Below are 16,565 nucleotides of genomic sequence, written 5' to 3' on the forward strand. Positions count from 1 at the left end.
GTTAAGATGGTTCATATAGGAAATGGTACAAATGTTTATTGGAGATGATGAGATTGGTTTGGGTTGTTATTTCACTTGTTGTATTTAGTCTTTTAAAGCTGCTTGTCACCTCTTTGCCTTCTGGTGTTGTTGAGCGCCTTTTTAGCCGCTACGCCGTACATGCTAAAGTAACAAGTGAGCAAACAAATATTACTTTTCAAGGGCGTTCGCTTGATGAGCAGCGAGCATCTGAAATCATTCAACATTTTAATGATGCGATCTTTATTGAACGCTATTATATTTACCCAGGTGATGAAGAACGCTTTCTTCATCCGAATGAAGGGCCAGCGCCGCTTACTATGCAAACAAAGCATGGGAAACATGATGTCACCCTTTATCTGTTCCATTATGATGACCATGTGGATGTGGTTCGGCAGTTTACACATAAGCCAAAGAAAAAGCTGATGGCTTATCGTCTGCGTTCTGAACCGCTCCAAACATTCCACAACATGGCACATGCCTAACAATCGTTGCAGCAGACTAGACGAAGTGTTCACCACTTCGTCTTTTTTGTATGGACAGCTTTTGAATGATTTACCAGTATGAATTTCACCTCATGTTGTTTACAATAGATACAGAACATACGTTCTAAGAGGTGAAGTACAATGAATGAACGAGCCATTCTGCTTGTGGATATGCAGTCATTTTATGCATCAGTTGAGAAGGTAGAGGCGCCTCATTTGGAGAATGTGCCGCTCATTGTCTCTGGAGATCCAGAACGAAGAAGCGGAGTCGTCCTGGCAGCCTGCCCTCTCGCGAAGAAACGTGGCGTACAAAATGCATCAAGGTTATGGGAAGCACAGGAGAAATGTCCTGAAGCAGTGGTCGTACGTCCACGTATGCAGCGCTATCTCGATATCTCTGTCATGATTACAGAACTGCTTGAACAATACACAGACCTTGTCGAGCCATATTCCATTGATGAACAGTTTCTTGATATTACAGGCAGTCTTACACTATTCGGCTCTCCACATGAGATCGCTCAACATATACAAACAACGATTATGAACCAGACTGGCATTTACGCACGTGTGGGCATAGGCCCTAATAAAGTGCTCGCTAAAATGGCCTGTGACCATTTTGCCAAAAAAAACAGAACCGGCATCTATGAACTGAGTGCCGACCGGGTTGCTGCTGATTTATGGCCGCTTCCCATTGGAAAATTATTTGGCGTCGGCAAACGAATGGAGCATCATTTGAAACGAATGGGCATCAGTACCATTGGCACACTTGCTACTTATCCGTTAGACCGATTAAAAAAACGCTGGGGAATTAATGGGGAGCTTCTGCAGCGAACAGCTTTAGGACACGATCCCTCTCCAGTCACTATTCACACACATGATCAGCAAAAAGCCGTTGGGCATCATATGACCCTTCCCCGTGATTACGCATCTTTTGAGGAGATCAAAGTTGCTCTTCTTGAATTGAGTGAGGAAGTCGCTCGGCGGGCACGTTTTAAGCATTATCTCGGTCAAACGGTGTCTGTTGGTGTAAGAGGGGCTGATTTTTCACATCCAACAGGCTTTCATCGACAAATGAAGCTTCATTCACCGACACAGTATGGCTCAGATATTGCAGAGGCAGCGATTCAGCTATGCCAGCAGCACTGGGATGGCCAGCCCATTCGCAGTGTAGGCATTACCCTCTCACAGCTGCAGCCTGACAGCCACTATCAGCTGACTTTATTTGATCATCATTTGAAGAAAGATCAACTCAGCAAAGTATTTGATGAAATCCATCTGAAATATGGACCTGCGGCATTATTGCATGCTTCGTCACTGACAAGCGCAGGGCAGGCATATCACCGCGCCGAAAAAATTGGCGGGCATTACAAATAACGGAGGCGAACAAGCATGAATCCCAATAAATTAACACCTGGATACAACATCATGTGGGAATCAAGCCGAATGATGCTACCAGAGCACCGGGAGCAGCTTCTTGCTCAAAAACGAAAGAAAAAAGAATATACACCTCTACCGCTCAGCTCCGATCAGCTAGAGGAAATGAATGTTTTGATCACACAGTCGATTACCGAGGATCAAGCGATTTGCGTGACATATGTCTCATCCGGCATGAAAGCACAATTTTGGGGCTGGGTGAAAGCCATTCATTATGAAACACGCCAAATGAAAATCGTGAACGACGAAGATGTTCTAAACCTTTCCTTACATCAAATTATTGCCATCGATCTCAATTGATTTTCGCAAAACGAAAAAATGATCATTGAAAAACCCGCTTCGTTTTTTTGAAAAAATCATGACCCATCAAGGCTTAAAACCTTGAAAACGAGGCATATGCTCTTCGAATGAACGGAACGGTTCAAGCTTCTCTGTCATTTGACGGATGACTTCTCCATCAAATTGTGTATTTAATTTGCACAATTTTTCATGTATGATTGGAACATCTTACAAACTCAGGGGAGACACAGCATGAAAAATAACTTACGCACTTTACATCCACTTAGTTGGACGATCATCATCGGCACGATATTTGGCCGAATGGCGACATCCATGAGCATTCCCTTTTTAGCCGTTTATTTGACACAAGTCAAAGGCGCCTCAGCCTCTTCAGCTGGATTGATCATTGCCGTCAGCTCTCTTATTGGGATTGTTGCGAGTTTTTACGGCGGCTATGTTTCCGACCGAATCGGCAGAAAAAAGGTCATGCTTTTATCCATCTTTGGCTGGACACTTGTTTTTGTTGGCTTCGCGTTTGCAGATGCCATTTGGGTCTTCTTTTTTATGAATGCTTTAAATGGACTGTGCCGGGCGCTGTTTGAACCAACGTCTAAAGCACTCTTATCCGATGTCACCCCATCGAGCATTCGGTTGTTTGTCTTTAACTTACGGTATACGGCCATTAACATTGGTGTCATTTTCGGCCCGCTGCTTGGCTTATATCTCGGGTCATCAAAAACGACTTTTCCATTTCTCGTCGCTGCCCTCATTTACTTGTTGTACGGATTAACGCTGGCATGGCAATTTCAAAAGCATCCAGTGGCTGCTCCAGAAAGCACCAAACAAATCGGCGTCAAAAAAGCTCTTTCCATTATTCAGAAAGATACGGTCTTTAGCATCATCCTCATTGGCGTTACTTTATGTTCATTTGGCTATTCACACCTAAGCTCAACACTGCCTCAATATTTATCGGCATCCCCTATGATTGAGGATGGCCCTAAACTGTTTGGGTATCTTTTATCCTTAAACGCAGTGGTTGTCATTGTCGTTCAGTACCCGCTGATTATGATCGCTAAGCGCTATTCAACGATTTTGTCGTTAACGACTGGGAACGTGCTTCTAGCAGGCAGTTTGTTTGCCATTGCTTTTTCACAAAGTCTCGGTACGCTTGCTTTCATCATTGTCGTGTTTACGATTGGTGAAGTGCTGCTCTTTGCGATGATGGATCTGTTTGTAGACAATATTGCAAAACCTGAAGTGAAAGGATCATACTTCGGCGCAATGGGGTTTTCTCAGCTCGGCAGCGTCGTCGGACCGTTTGTCGGAGGATTGTGTATTGACTTATTTGGCGCAGCCCATCCCCTTTCTATTTTTTCAGTCTTGGCGATTGTCACCGCTGCAGGCGTTCCGTTTTTACTCATCGGATACTACCGCCTAAAAAAACGAACGGCGGCTGCCGTGGCTGTGAAAGTAAGTGGAGGTCATTAAAAAAACCGCTCTCAATTTGAGCGGTTTTCTTTATACCCTGCGGATGGCGATCTCTTCCACCTTATGCTGATCGCCTTTTTTTAAAATCAAATCGGCTCTATATTTTGTCGGCAAAATATTTTCATATAAATTTGGCCGGTTCACTGTATTCCAAATCGTGCTTGCCATCTGATCTGCTTCTTCATCCGTCAAATCTTTGTATTGATGAAAGAAGGATTCAGGGTCTTGGAAGGCTGTTTCCCGCAGCAAACGGAACCGTTCTTTATACCAGCATTGAATTTGCGTCTCAGCGGCATCTACATAAATCGAAAAATCGAAGTAATCTGATACAAACACGCGCGGCTCATCCTTCAGATCATCCAGTGCCGGTGATTGCAACACATTGATCCCTTCAATGATGACAATATCTGCATCTTCTACTGTTTCATACACCCCTTCAAGACGGTCATAGGTCAGATGTGAATATACAGGTGCATGCACAGTTTGTTTCCCTGATTTTAATTCATTTAAAAACGAAAGTAGCGCTTTAACATCATAGCTTTCCGGGAAGCCTTTCTTTTCCATCAGCCCCCGATCTTTTAACTCTTTTTGAGGATACAAAAAGCCGTCCGTTGTTACGAGACTCACCTTCAGCCCATCTCCAAGCCTAGATAAAAGCGTTTCAATAATACGTGCTGTCGTGCTTTTTCCGACGGCCACACTTCCTGCAATCCCGATTAAAAAGGGGATTTTCGCATGATGCGGGTAGTTTAAAAAAGCATTGACATGCTGATTTTTTTGTTTTTCTGCAAAGACATGTAATGTCAGAAACCGAATAAGCGGTATGTAAATATCTCGAACTTCTTCTAGCGATAAGTAGTCGTTTAATCCTTGAAGTGCTCTCACTTCTTCTTCTGAAACAGATACCGGCATATATTCTCCAAGAGCGGCCCATGCCTCTCTCGTATGGCGTGTATATAATGTATTAAAATCTAGTCGTTCGTCACCCAAAGTCTTTCCCACCAATCTAAACTAAACTCATAACCAAAAAGACGATAATCCGATTGTAGCTTAAAATGAAGGCGCTGTCTTTATTTTTCAACGAAAGTTTGCTTCTTTTGCGAAAAAAAAGCATTAAATAAAGGAAAATGAGGGTAAATAAGAGTATTCAGTTTGATAGATAGAAGGGAGCACACCAAATGAAATATGTGATGATTGGCGGAGATGCAGCAGGAATGAGCTGCGCTATGCAAATATATAGAGAGGATCCAGACGCGCAAATTGTAGCTTTTGAAAAAGGAGAGATTTTCTCATATGGACAGTGCGGACTCCCCTACTTGATCGGCGGTCTCATTGATCATCACAGAAAACTCATCGCACGCAGCGCTGAAACTTTTCGTGACAAATACGGAATTGATGCCAGATGCTTACACGAAGTGATCTCAATTGACCCGGAGCAAAAAACAGTATCGGGTATTCATTCTAAAACAAAAGAACCCTTTACAGAAACGTATGACCGCCTGTTAATTGCGACAGGAGCAAGCCCCGTCACACTTGATCTAGACAGCCATTCATTAGAAGGTGTCCACGTATTAAAAACAATCCCGCATGCGCTGTCTATTTTAGACAATCTAAAAAAAGACGTCACACATATCACGATTATCGGCGGAGGATATATCGGTTTAGAAATGGCAGAAAATTTAAAAGGGCTAGGCAAAGACGTTCATATCATTCAGCGGGGTGCAACACTTGGCCCAGGCTTTGATCCCGATATGGCAAAATATCTGAAAGAAGAAGCGGACAATCAAAGCATTCACGTGGTACTTGGTGAAACAGTGCAAAAGTTAAAGGGCAAGACACATGTAACAGCTGTTCAAACAGACAAGCAGACCATTGAAACAGATATGGTCATCATTGCCGTTGGCGTCACTCCGCAAACATCCTTTTTAGACAGCACAGGAATTCAGCGACTTCAAAATGGTGCAATTGTTGTGAATGAATACATGCAGACCAATGTACAAGATATCTATGCGGCGGGTGACTGCGCAGCAACCTACCACCGTATCAAAAAGGAACTGGACTATATTCCGCTCGGTACGACAGCAAATAAACAAGGAAGAATCGCAGGCTTTCATATGACAGGAACAAACCGCGCGTTTCAAGGCGTCACCGGCACAGCGGTGATGAAATTTATGGACGTGACAGCAGGGCGAACGGGTTTATCAGAGAAAGAAGCACAAGACGCGGGCCTTTCTTTCTCTACCATCACCATCGACAGCACTGACCACGCTGGATATTACCCAGATGCAGAGAAAATGAAAGTGAAATTGATTTACAGAAGCGATGATCACACCTTGCTTGGTGCACAAATCATCGGTAAAGAAGGTGTTGATAAACGAATCGATGTCATGGCAACTGCTCTTTATCAAGGGCTGACTGTGACAGACCTTGAAGATTTAGATATTAGCTATGCCCCCCCTTTTAACAGTGTATGGGACCCACTTCAGCAAGCGGCAAGGCGGATATAGAAAAAGGAGTTAAGCCATTGACCATTCAACAAATTGCTACTATTGAAATTCCTGTGACTGATATCCCCCGGGCTGTCTCTTGGTATGAACAGATTTTAGAAATGATCGTTCTACATCAATCAGAAGAAGCCGCCATGCTCACTTTTACTCATGGCGAGGGACCTTCTTTTTATCTCGTCAAAACAAAACACGAGAAACGAATCTACTTTATGAACTCTTTTACAGGAGTTCGGCATAGTATGATCAATTATTTTGTGAAGGATTTAAAAAACTTTCACCAGTATTTAAGCGAGCATGAAGTGACTGTATCGGATATTCAAATATTAGCTGACCCAGACTTAGGCGGTTTTAGCTTCGAAGATGTTGATGGCAATGTCTTTGGCGTCACCAATATTAAGCCCCATCAAACAAAAAAAGAAACCAGCCTGTGACCGGTTTCTTTTTTTGTTATTTTTTCATCATCGCTTTACGTGCTGCTTTTTCAAATAAAAACGGGAATAATTGATACAATTTACTGCCAGCATTCATCCATCCTGGTAAATTAATCTCTCTTTTTTTCGTCATCATGGCGGATACGACCTTCCCTGCTACCTTGTCAGCACTGAGCATCATAAAATCAACATTTTTCACATATTCACCACTGCGGTCTGCAATGGTAAAGAAGTCTGTGGCAATCGGTCCTGGATTGACGGTTGTGACATGAATTCCGCTGTCTGCCAGCTCCATTCTGAGGCTGTTTGAAAATCCGAGAACCGCATGTTTTGATGCGGAATAGATGGCGGATTTAGGGGTGGCAATTTTGCCTGCCTGTGACGCAATATTGATAATATGCCCCTTCCCTCTTTGTTTCATCTCAGGAAGGACCTTTTTTGTGCAGGCAATTAAACCAAAGACATTGACCTCAAACATCGACACCATTTCCTCAATGGATGCGTCTTCGACGAGATCGAACACACCAAAGCCGGCATTGTTCACCAAAATATCAACAGCACCCACTTGTTGATAGGCTTGATCAATGTCCTCAAGCTGACTGACATCAAGCTGAACGATGTGACATACGCCGCCAGCACTTATAATCTTTTCTTGTACACCTGCGAGCTTTTCAATTCGTCTTGCCGACACAATGATTTCTGCTCCTTCGGCTGCTGCCAAGTACGCCATCTTTTCACCAATACCGCCTGAAGCACCTGTAATCCATATTCTCTTTCCTGTTAGTCGCCCCATTTATTTCACTCCTTCAGTTGCTCGATAGTAGAGGGTTCCGTCTTTTTGCACTTCTTCAATTTGTCCAGCCGCTAAAAGCACATCAAGCTGGCCGACTGTCTCAGACATTGTCAGAAATAATGCTTCTTCATACAGGCCCGGAAATAAGGTGCGGCAAAGATGAAAGGCGGTCATTTCCTTTCGTTGAAGCAGCTGATACATCGTATTTGCCCGTTTTTCCTGTTTTTTAAATCTTTCTTCGATCAATTCGTGATGAGAGGTAATGAGCTGGCCATGCCCTGGATAAATCGCCTGAATGGGCAAATGCAATAAACGCTCGAGTGATGCTTTATATTGAAGCAGCGATTTTTGACGTTCTGTTCCTTTCATTGGCGCTTCCATTAACGGATTGGAAGAAATGGTTGTAAGCAGCAGATCACCGCCGATGAAATTCCCTGTTGTTTCATCTAAAAAAGAGAGATGAGATTGTGCATGTCCCGGGGTCTCCAGCACTTGGAAATGCTCATGTCCCTTCAAACGATCGCCTTCTTTTATGACGTCATCGACATGTGCCGTACAAGAATATGTATAGGACTGCCTCACCATTCTTTCACACTCACCTTGACGAAGCGGGACACCTAACTGCTGAAAAAAATCATTCATAAAATGGATTTGACGCTGTTTAAACGCTGCATCCTGACTAATATAGTGCTCATTCAACTCGTGTCCGATGACACGGACATGAGGTTTCATCAGATCTAAAAGACCGACATGATCTGCATGATGATGTGTCAAAACCACTTGATCAATATCATCTATTGATAAATGATGTTCCTTTAATTGCGTGACAAAGGCATGCTGCGCCTCTTGTGTCATCGGTCCGCAATCGACTAAGGTCACGGCATCGCCTTTTAATACATATGCATGGACATCCCCCACCGCAAACGGTGTAGGGATGGATAATTGAATCATTTCTTCTTTCACTTTTATACGTCATCTCCTGATTTTTGTCTCATAGATCATCTGAACTCACTCTTCTTTATTCATTGTATCTTGCAAAGGGCAGACTGTCATGCGGTTTAGATGGTCAATTTTTTTATCTCTCCCTATTGACACAAACTTGTCCATCGTTGCATAATGAACAACAAATATAAGATGCGCGATGACAAGGATTAGTAAGCAAAATAATGATGCAAGAGAGTGAGGTCCGCCGGCTGTAAGACTTCACCATCCTCTTATTTGCTGAACCTGCCCTTTGAGCTGTTAGGCAAACCTAAACGTTTCCCGCGTTAAGGGACTAGAGCTGAGTATGTATGATTGCATACTAATTGAGGGTGGTACCGCGAAAAACCTTTCGTCCTTTGCAGACGAGAGGTTTTTTTATTTTCTACAAGGAGGAGCAGCTTATGAGTAAAATTGGATTTATTGGTGCAGGCTCAATGGCCGAGTCTATGATTAAAGGTCTTTTAAAGAGCGGCATTATGTCAAATGAAGATATCATTGTCACAAATAAAACAAATGAAAAACGATTAGAAGAATTACATGCACGTTATGGAGTCAAAACAGATTTCGCGCGTTCCTTTATTTATGAAGAAGCCGATATGCTGGTGTTTGCTTTAAAACCAAAAGATGCGGAAAGTGGCATTTCTGAAGTAAGGCCCCATTTAAATGGACAGCTGATTATTTCTATTTTAGCCGGCATTTCTATTGAAACCATTCAGCATTATGCTGGCGCAAAAACGGCGGTGGTTCGTGCGATGCCAAATACATCAGCAGCCATACAACAATCAGCTACCGGCATTGCTGTCAGTGATGAAGTCACAGAGGCGCAAAAGGAAAAAGCAGTTCAACTGTTTGAAACGATCGGTCATGTGACGGTTTTAGATGAATCACAGCTGAATGCGGTCACAGCGATTGCAGGCAGCGGTCCTGCCTTTATTTATCATTTGATTGAAGGAATGGAGCGAGGTGCATCGGAACTTGGGATGGACCAAGAGACAGCGAAATTGCTCATTTGTCAAATGATTGCAGGCGCTGCAAATATGCTTCAGGATAGCGGTAAGGAACCTGCTGAATTGCGCAAAGAAATTACGAGCGAAGGTGGAACGACAGAAGCAGGACTTAATACCCTTGCTTCCTATCAATTTGAAGAAGCAATTGTCGATTGTGTGAAAACAGCGACAAAACGCGCAGCAGAATTAAACGATATGTTTTCAGCGAGTATGTATAAGTAAGAAAGCAAAGCACCTGCCTTGATGACAGGTGCTTTTCATCTATCACTCGATGCTCTCATGGACATAATGGCTTTGATTTGATCGAGGTGATGAATTTCATGTAAAGCAATGGTTTCAGCTAATATTTGGACTGTCATCATCCCTTCTTCAGGATGGAGACCTGAAAAATCCCATGTATCCTTTTCTAATCGTTGTAGTGTTTTGTTTCTGCTCTCTTTTAAGCGCTCAATCAATGCACTGACCTCTTGTGCGGTATACGTTTCATAAGCTCTTCCCTTCACATATATCTCTGGATCATATGATGCGAAAAGCGTGTGCTCATTTGATATTGCCTGCTCTATCCGCTCTGACCAGACTTCTTCTGTATCATACAAATGTCCAACAATTTGTTTAATCGACCACTTGCCTTCCCCAAAAGATTCATCTAATGTAGCCTCATCACATGTCCATACTAACTCCTCAAGCTTACGCAAACTCTCATGAAGTGATGTCATGATCTCTGTTTTTGTTAGTACTCCTGTTTTCACTCTCACAATCCCCCTTCAAATATATGTAAGTATCATTCTATATCATACTCTATTTCTTTAGACAGAAGGTGATTGATATCAAAAAGAAAAGCCCTATCATGACGATAGAGCTTTCACTTAATTCTTTTCTAATAAAGCATGAATTGTTGATTCTAAGAGCGACGGCAAAACGCCAAAAGAGAATGGGACATGCAGCCGTTCTGTCCATTTGTGCGCATCCTTTCCTAATGGACCAACGTTGATGACAGGAACGTTAAGAGCTTCTTTTTCTCCTTGTGGTAACGAGTAACCTTTTTGGTATAGCGGCATGTTGGCTGTATAATCCTCTATATCTTGATTTTCAAGCTGTAAGTAGCTTAAATCAGATAAACCAGGAAAATATTTGACTTCTTCTACTTCGATTCCATAGATCTCTTTTGCTTCTCTTTGAATCTTCTTTAAGGTCGTTTGAATATGCAGATCATCTGTTGAAGAAACAGATGGGTAAAATGGCGGACTATAAAACAACACAATCAGTGCTCCATCTTCCTTACAAAGGGTCGTCAGTTCTGATACAATTTTGGTTGAAAAATCACGATCCCCTAGCTCACCCCGGTTGGCAAAGGCGTAGTTGACAATTCGCTCGACCTCCTGCTTGCCGGATCGTTCAGCAGCTTTTTCGTACAGCTCATGATACGTTAACACCGTGATGTTTGTATCGATGGGTGTAAAATGTTTAAAGCGTTGAAATGCAGCGGTTTTCTGTTTGAGATTGGCTTCGATTTGGGCTGCTGCTTGTTTCGCAGTTTCATAGAGGAGCCCGTGAAGCTCTTCACTAGAGCGGTTCATCATCAGCACATTAAATAAAGAAACAGCCGTGTGAGGCGTTTGAACAGAGTAAGCTTCTTTCAAATCCTTTTGCATCAAATTGGTCGGAGGTGGTGTCACTTCACCATCTACTTCCTCACAATAATCACTATTCAGTTCTAACAGCCTGTTTAATTCAGATACCATAAAATTTGCATTTAATCCTGAGAAGGGCTCACCTACATGTGTTTCAATTCCTTTGCAGAAAAATCCCGCAAGTACCTTCCCTATACTACCTGTATAGATGTATTGGTGCGCATCCCCGGGATACTTTTCAAACATCGGCTCACTGTTTAAACACGCGGTATAATCAAGGTCATACTTCTGCTTGAGCTCCTTTAGTTTCGGAACAGCCTCCAGCATCCCCTGTGAATTCACTTCTTCATCTGGCACTGTGACGAGCAGAATATTTCCTTCAAACCTCCCCGCCATGGCTCTTTCTAGCATGGAAAGCTGGACAGTCAGGCCTGCTTTCATATCCATGGACCCTCGTCCAAACAGCCAGTCACCTGAAGCTAAATCCTCTCTTGCCCTTTTTGGAAGAAGTGCACTTTTTTGAGAAAAGGACGCCATTAACTCTTCGGGCTTACACGCCATATTTTGAAATTCTCCGTAATCCTCTGTATCCACGACATCAAAATGGCTGAGGAGTAAAACAGTACGTGGCAACGTACTTCGTTTGACAAGTGCCGTTAAAAAATACCGGCCATCTTTCATTGGATGCAAAGCCAAGTGATCAGGATGCTGTTCAAAATACGGCCGCTCCCTCAGCAAGTAATATAAATATTCCGCTAATGCGACTTCTCCCGTTGTACCAGATATGCTTTCATACTGCATAAGAGCTGTGAGTAGCTCCTTTAGTTCACTTTCCGTTTGCCATTTCATCCGTTTATCCCCCTTTGATGTCCATATCTTTCATTATACAAAATCATGTACAAAAGCTATATGGTTTGAGCACCTTTTATGACGAATGTTTGAATGGCTGTTATAATCGGCTATACCATTCTATGAGGAGGCGAAGGTAATTGGAAACAAAGCTTTTTTCACCTTGGACATTAAAAGGTGTCACACTCAAAAACCGCATCGTCATGTCCCCGATGTGTATGTATTCATCCTATGACCGTGATGGAAAATTACAGCCTTTCCACTTTGCACATTATATTTCCCGTGCGCAAGGTCAGGCCGGATTAATTATGGTCGAGGCAAGTGCTGTTTCACCTGAGGGAAGAATTAGTGATCAGGACCTCGGAATTTGGAGTGATGAGCACATTGAAGGATTTGCCTCATTAAACGAACAAATCAAAGCGTACGGAACAAAAACGGCCATCCAGCTAGCCCATGCAGGACGCAAGGCTGAGCTAGATGGTGACATTCTTGCTCCATCCAGCATTCCATTTGACGAGCAATCTAAAACACCTCTTGAGATGTCTATCGATCAAATAAAAGACACAGTTCAGGCGTTTCAAGATGCCGCTGTCCGCGCCAAGAAAGCTGGATTTGACATCATTGAGATTCATGGTGCGCATGGCTATTTGATTAACGAATTTCTCTCACCGCTTGCCAATCACCGGACAGATGAATATGGCGGTTCACCAGAAAATCGTTATCGCTTCTTGAGAGAAGTTGTTGATGCAGTCAATGAAGTGTGGGATGGACCATTATTTGTCCGTGTATCCGCTTCTGATTACACAACAAAAGGACTAGATATTGCAGATTATATTGGCATTGCCGCATGGCTGAAAGAGCAAGGAGTCGATCTAATTGATGTGAGCTCAGGCGCTGTGGTGCAAGCCAGTATTAAAACATTCCCCGGCTACCAAGTCACCTTTGCTGAGAAAATAAGAGAAGGTGCCGGCATCCAAACAGCCGCTGTTGGTATGATCACATCTGGTGTACAGGCCGAAGAAATTTTACAAAATCAGCGTGCTGACTTGATCTTTATCGGCAGAGAATTTTTACGGGATCCGTATTTCCCAAAAACAGCCGCTAAAGAGCTTCGTACATCCATCGAAAGCCCGCGCCAATACGATCGCGCTTGGTAACATCTTTAAGCAAAAAGGTGTCTATTTTTTGAAATAGGCATCTTTTTTGTTTTTAAGAGAAACATCTTTGCCTTTTGTGCCGTCTTTTAGCTAAAGAACCACTTAGAGGAGATGGAAGAATGAACTCGGCATTGATTGAAAGAACGTATCATATAGATGGACATCACTTTTATACAAGGCATCGTCAAGGAAAAAAGCAAGCCACCATTATTTTTGAAGCAGGATATGGAATTTCAGGCGATACGTGGGCGAATATCGCTCGTGATATTGACCCAGAGCTTGGTGTTTTCTTATATGACCGTTTAGGTAATGGAAAAAGCAGCGAAAGCAAAGAAGGAAGAACTTTGCATGATCTTGCGGATGATTTAGATACACTCTTACATCAAGCCAATATTCAGCCGCCATTTCTCATTGTGGCGCACTCATTTGGCTCTCTTGTCAGCCGCTTATGGGCAAGCCGCAGAAAAGAAGATGTTATCGGTATGGTCCTTCTAGACCCAGCAAGTGAGGAGCAAGAGCAGGTCATTCTGCCGCTCTTATCAAAGGAAGAACGCACTTCATATATGGCGCAGTTCACAGCAGAATGTACACATGAGGACTTTGAGCAAATGCTGCGTACGATCAAAGAGGAGCAAACGCATTATGGGATGATGCCCCTTCTTGTCATTTCATCAGGCAAAAGCCGCTTGTTTCATCCAGCACATGAAGCTTGGCTCAGGCTTCATAAACGAATGCTCACATTGTCATCCCAAAGCGGATGGATTCAGGCGCAGAACAGCTCGCACTATATTCATCACGATGAACCACATATTGTGCAGCTTGCCATTTATGATGTATGGTGTGCAGCAAAACAGCCTGCCACTTATTATCAAACAGCCAACTAAAAACAAAAACTCCTTGACCGGACATCAGTCAAGGAGTTTTTTCGTTATACCGTTGGTGCTGATTGACTTTTCTCAGACAGCAGCTTTTCAATGCTGACAAGCTGAACGCATAACGTAAAGATGTCAATCGCCTGCTCTAGTTCTTCAAGCGTTGGGAACGTTGGCGCAATACGGATATTGCGATCAAGCGGGTCGTTACCATAAGGATATGTCGCCCCTGCACCTGTTAGTGTCACACCGGCTTCTTTCGCTTTTTGCACAACAGCTTTTGCACAATGATCGAGTGTATTTAAGCTAATAAAATATCCGCCATTTGGTTTGTGCCACTCAGCGATGCCTGTTCCACCAAGCTTTTCATCAAGGATCGAAAGAACGAGGTCAAATTTCGGCTTAATAATCGCTGCATGCTTTTTCATATGTTCCTTCAATCCTTCTGGATTCTTGAAGAAACGAAGGTGTCTTAATTGATTGATTTTATCTGGCCCAATGGTTTGAACTGATAGCTGTTTTTGAATAAAGCTGATGTTGTCCTGACTAGATGCCATCAGTGCAACACCCGAGCCTGGGAACGTAATTTTAGAAGTAGAGGCGAACATAAACACACGGTTTGCATGTCCTGCTTTGTCTACTGCTTGAAAAATATCTTTTAACGTATCAGGCGTATCTGTTAGATGGTGGACTGCATAGGCATCATCCCAAAAAATACGGAAGTCGTCTGCTTTTGTCTGCATGGAAGCAAGACGGTCAACAACCTCATCTGAATACGTAATGCCGTCAGGGTTACTATATTTCGGTACACACCAAATCCCTTTGATGGCTTCATCTTCTGCAACCAATTTTTCTACCTGATCCATGTCAGGTCCATCCGACTTCATATCTACCGTAATCATCTCTATGTTAAAATGCTCACAAATGGCAAAATGACGATCATATCCTGGGCTTGGTGCAAGGAATTTTACCTTTGGAAGCTCTCCCCAAGGTGTTTTGCTGCCATATACGCCGTGAGTCATGGCACGTGCAATCGCGTCGTGCATCATATTCAGACTAGAATTACCGCCAATGATGATTTGTTCTGGCTTCAGGTTGAGCACACTTGCAAAAAATTTCTTTGTTTCAGGAAGGCCTGTCAAGCCGCCATAGTTTCGCACATCTGTACCATCCTCAGCTGTCATTGCATCCTTTGATGTCACGACATCGAGCATGCCCATAGATAAATCGAGCTGTTTTGGTGAAGGTTTCCCTCTAGACATGTCTAAGTGTAAGTTTTTACTTTTGTACGTTTCATACTCTTTTTGTCGTGCTGCATATAGGTCATTTAATTCTGCTTCACTTAACGCTGTAAAACCGCTCATCTTTGATTGTGCCTCCCGTATTCTTCATAATGTAATTCGTCATTTGTTTTTTCTTCACCATTTTACCACTACCTGAAAAAGAGCGTCATCATAAATATCAAAAAAATCACACAACTATTTTTGACGATTCATCCAATTTTTACAGGGTACGGTCAATAGGAAAAGAAGAGAAATCATGTGCAGCTTCAGTCAGCGGGAATATATCGCGGGCTTCTTTGAGTAATTGTTTCAGTGACTCTTCCCCTTGGTATCGTGCACTAATATGGGTCAAAATCAGTCTTTTTGCGCCTGCTTCCTGCGCTGTTTTTGCTGCCTGTTCTGTCGTACTGTGATAATAATTATAGGCTAGTTCTGCATCTTCTTTCCCAAATGTTGCTTCATGGACTAACACATCCGCATTCTTGGCAAGCCTTGTTATATTCTCGCACAAACGGGTATCTCCTGAAAATGCAACGATTCTCCCTTTTTTAGGGGGTTCCAAATAATCGGTTCCATCAATCATTCTTCCATCTTCGAGTGTAACGGTTTCCCCATTTTTCAACTTTTGATACAAAGGTCCAGGTTTTACACCGATTTTTTTTAGGTCTTCGGCTTTTAGTGAGCCGGGTACATCTTTTTCCACGACCCGATAACCGTAAGCTGGGATCCCATGAGACACTCGTCTTGCTTCTACTTGAAAGGTCTCATCTTCAAAAACGATCCCTTCCTCTATTTCTATGATATGCAGCGGATAAGTCAAATGCGTTTGTGTCGCTGAAAGTGTCGCGTTTACAAAAGCTTTAATGCCGCTTGGACCATATATCGTCAATTCATCCTCTCCGCCTTGAAAGGACCTGCTGCCAAGCAGACCCGGGAGACCATATACATGATCACCGTGCATATGCGTGATAAAGATCTTCTCAATTTTTCTTGGTTTAATCGTTGTATGTAATATTTGATGCTGCGTCGCTTCTCCGCAATCAAAAAGCCACACGGCTTTTCTCTCTTCTAAAAGCTTCAGCGCAGTGCAAGTGACGTTTCTTGTTTTTGCAGGAATGCCTGCACCTGTTCCTAAAAAGAGCAGTTCCATTACGATTTCCTCCTACAGCCGGTATACAATCTCTTCATTCATATAGAATACATGAAGACAGGATAAATGTGAATTCAGCGGAATTTTTGAAAAAAGTCAAACTTGGGCAGAAAAAGTCGAATCAAATGTTTGCTTTACGAACAATGAACCTTTAAAATAAAGAAAATGTACATACATTCTCGGTTTTTACAACAATG

16 protein-coding genes and 1 other annotated feature are annotated in these 16,565 nt (G+C 42.8%); of the genes, 9 read left to right on the top strand and 7 right to left on the bottom strand.

Going from position 1 to position 16,565, the window contains the following annotated elements; all coding sequences use genetic code 11:
• Positions 1–53 precede the first annotated feature (53 nt).
• From ACRRMM_RS01925 to ACRRMM_RS01940, 4 genes are all read left to right on the top strand, one after another.
• A complete protein-coding gene (locus tag ACRRMM_RS01925; RefSeq protein WP_024718948.1) occupies positions 54–503 on the top strand; it encodes a YfmQ family protein in 450 nt (149 codons plus the stop codon).
• A gap of 141 nt (positions 504–644) precedes the next feature.
• Positions 645–1,877 (top strand): DNA polymerase IV, encoded by a 1,233-nt coding sequence (locus tag ACRRMM_RS01930; RefSeq protein ID WP_048001414.1) that lies wholly within the window; start codon positions 645–647, stop codon positions 1,875–1,877.
• Positions 1,878–1,892: 15 nt separating this feature from the next.
• Positions 1,893–2,237 carry a YolD-like family protein gene (locus tag ACRRMM_RS01935; RefSeq protein WP_017367544.1) on the top strand — a complete coding sequence of 115 codons (345 nt, stop codon included), beginning with the start codon at positions 1,893–1,895 and terminating at the stop codon, positions 2,235–2,237.
• A gap of 231 nt (positions 2,238–2,468) precedes the next feature.
• Positions 2,469–3,704 (top strand): MDR family MFS transporter, encoded by a 1,236-nt coding sequence (locus ACRRMM_RS01940; protein WP_008343828.1) that lies wholly within the window; start codon positions 2,469–2,471, stop codon positions 3,702–3,704.
• 30 nt (positions 3,705–3,734) lie between these two features.
• Here ACRRMM_RS01940 and coaA read toward each other — a convergent pair whose 3' ends face one another.
• Positions 3,735–4,694 carry a type I pantothenate kinase gene (gene coaA, locus ACRRMM_RS01945; protein ID WP_008342294.1) on the bottom strand — a complete coding sequence of 320 codons (960 nt, stop codon included), beginning with the start codon at positions 4,692–4,694 and terminating at the stop codon, positions 3,735–3,737.
• A gap of 188 nt (positions 4,695–4,882) precedes the next feature.
• On the opposite strand from coaA, the gene ACRRMM_RS01950 reads away from it, so the two are divergent.
• Positions 4,883–6,211: a CoA-disulfide reductase gene (locus tag ACRRMM_RS01950; protein ID WP_428828433.1), complete on the top strand. Its 1,329-nt coding sequence runs from the start codon at positions 4,883–4,885 to the stop codon at positions 6,209–6,211.
• Positions 6,212–6,228: 17 nt separating this feature from the next.
• Positions 6,229–6,642 carry a VOC family protein gene (locus ACRRMM_RS01955; RefSeq protein WP_428828434.1) on the top strand — a complete coding sequence of 138 codons (414 nt, stop codon included), beginning with the start codon at positions 6,229–6,231 and terminating at the stop codon, positions 6,640–6,642.
• A gap of 16 nt (positions 6,643–6,658) precedes the next feature.
• On the opposite strand, the gene ACRRMM_RS01960 is transcribed toward ACRRMM_RS01955, so the two are convergent.
• Both ACRRMM_RS01960 and ACRRMM_RS01965 read right to left on the bottom strand, forming a co-directional pair.
• Positions 6,659–7,435: an SDR family NAD(P)-dependent oxidoreductase gene (locus ACRRMM_RS01960; protein ID WP_144665762.1), complete on the bottom strand. Its 777-nt coding sequence runs from the start codon at positions 7,433–7,435 to the stop codon at positions 6,659–6,661.
• Entirely contained in the window at positions 7,436–8,398 is a 963-nt protein-coding gene (locus tag ACRRMM_RS01965; protein ID WP_394157716.1) for an MBL fold metallo-hydrolase, read from the bottom strand.
• A 169-nt stretch (positions 8,399–8,567) separates the two neighbouring features.
• Positions 8,568–8,779, top strand: a binding site (T-box leader).
• Between the two features lie 41 nt (positions 8,780–8,820).
• Here ACRRMM_RS01965 and proC point away from each other — a divergent pair.
• Complete coding sequence (gene proC / locus ACRRMM_RS01970) at positions 8,821–9,648, top strand: pyrroline-5-carboxylate reductase (protein WP_048001410.1); 828 nt, start codon at positions 8,821–8,823, stop codon at positions 9,646–9,648.
• 35 nt (positions 9,649–9,683) lie between these two features.
• On the opposite strand, the gene ACRRMM_RS01975 is transcribed toward proC, so the two are convergent.
• Together ACRRMM_RS01975 and ACRRMM_RS01980 are read right to left on the bottom strand one after the other, a co-directional pair.
• Positions 9,684–10,175, bottom strand: coding sequence for a DinB family protein (locus tag ACRRMM_RS01975; protein ID WP_008342284.1), 492 nt, complete (start codon positions 10,173–10,175; stop codon positions 9,684–9,686).
• Positions 10,176–10,292: 117 nt separating this feature from the next.
• A complete protein-coding gene (locus ACRRMM_RS01980; protein WP_428828435.1) occupies positions 10,293–11,906 on the bottom strand; it encodes a M20/M25/M40 family metallo-hydrolase in 1,614 nt (537 codons plus the stop codon).
• 140 nt (positions 11,907–12,046) lie between these two features.
• Here ACRRMM_RS01980 and namA point away from each other — a divergent pair, with 140 nt between their 5' ends.
• Together namA and ACRRMM_RS01990 are read left to right on the top strand one after the other, a co-directional pair.
• A complete protein-coding gene (gene namA, locus ACRRMM_RS01985) occupies positions 12,047–13,063 on the top strand; it encodes an NADPH dehydrogenase NamA (RefSeq protein ID WP_024718910.1) in 1,017 nt (338 codons plus the stop codon).
• A gap of 119 nt (positions 13,064–13,182) precedes the next feature.
• Complete coding sequence (locus ACRRMM_RS01990) at positions 13,183–13,947, top strand: alpha/beta fold hydrolase (RefSeq protein WP_008342277.1); 765 nt, start codon at positions 13,183–13,185, stop codon at positions 13,945–13,947.
• 44 nt (positions 13,948–13,991) lie between these two features.
• Here the strand turns inward: ACRRMM_RS01990 and ACRRMM_RS01995 are convergent, their stop codons facing one another.
• Positions 13,992–15,299, bottom strand: coding sequence for an aminotransferase class I/II-fold pyridoxal phosphate-dependent enzyme (locus tag ACRRMM_RS01995; protein ID WP_079919572.1), 1,308 nt, complete (start codon positions 15,297–15,299; stop codon positions 13,992–13,994).
• Positions 15,300–15,438: 139 nt separating this feature from the next.
• Positions 15,439–16,368, bottom strand: coding sequence for a ribonuclease Z (rnz, locus tag ACRRMM_RS02000; RefSeq protein ID WP_048001407.1), 930 nt, complete (start codon positions 16,366–16,368; stop codon positions 15,439–15,441).
• Positions 16,369–16,565 lie beyond the last annotated feature (197 nt).

This window comes from Bacillus sp. XT-4, from assembly GCF_050864245.1.
Classification (GTDB): Bacteria; Bacillota; Bacilli; order Bacillales; family Bacillaceae; genus Bacillus; species Bacillus altitudinis.

Bases quoted from the DNA above. Each gene is read 5' to 3' on its own strand.
- ACRRMM_RS01930 (WP_048001414.1), top strand. From the start codon at position 645: ATGAATGAACGAGCCATTCTGCTTGTGGATATGCAGTCATTTTATGCA.
- ACRRMM_RS01935 (WP_017367544.1), top strand. From the start codon at position 1,893: ATGAATCCCAATAAATTAACACCTGGATACAACATCATGTGGGAATCA.
- ACRRMM_RS01940 (WP_008343828.1), top strand. From the start codon at position 2,469: ATGAAAAATAACTTACGCACTTTACATCCACTTAGTTGGACGATCATC.
- ACRRMM_RS01950 (WP_428828433.1), top strand. From the start codon at position 4,883: ATGAAATATGTGATGATTGGCGGAGATGCAGCAGGAATGAGCTGCGCT.
- ACRRMM_RS01960 (WP_144665762.1), bottom strand. From the start codon at position 7,435: ATGGGGCGACTAACAGGAAAGAGAATATGGATTACAGGTGCTTCAGGC.
- proC (WP_048001410.1), top strand. From the start codon at position 8,821: ATGAGTAAAATTGGATTTATTGGTGCAGGCTCAATGGCCGAGTCTATG.
- ACRRMM_RS01980 (WP_428828435.1), bottom strand. From the start codon at position 11,906: ATGAAATGGCAAACGGAAAGTGAACTAAAGGAGCTACTCACAGCTCTT.
- ACRRMM_RS01990 (WP_008342277.1), top strand. From the start codon at position 13,183: ATGAACTCGGCATTGATTGAAAGAACGTATCATATAGATGGACATCAC.
- ACRRMM_RS01995 (WP_079919572.1), bottom strand. From the start codon at position 15,299: ATGAGCGGTTTTACAGCGTTAAGTGAAGCAGAATTAAATGACCTATAT.
- rnz (WP_048001407.1), bottom strand. From the start codon at position 16,368: ATGGAACTGCTCTTTTTAGGAACAGGTGCAGGCATTCCTGCAAAAACA.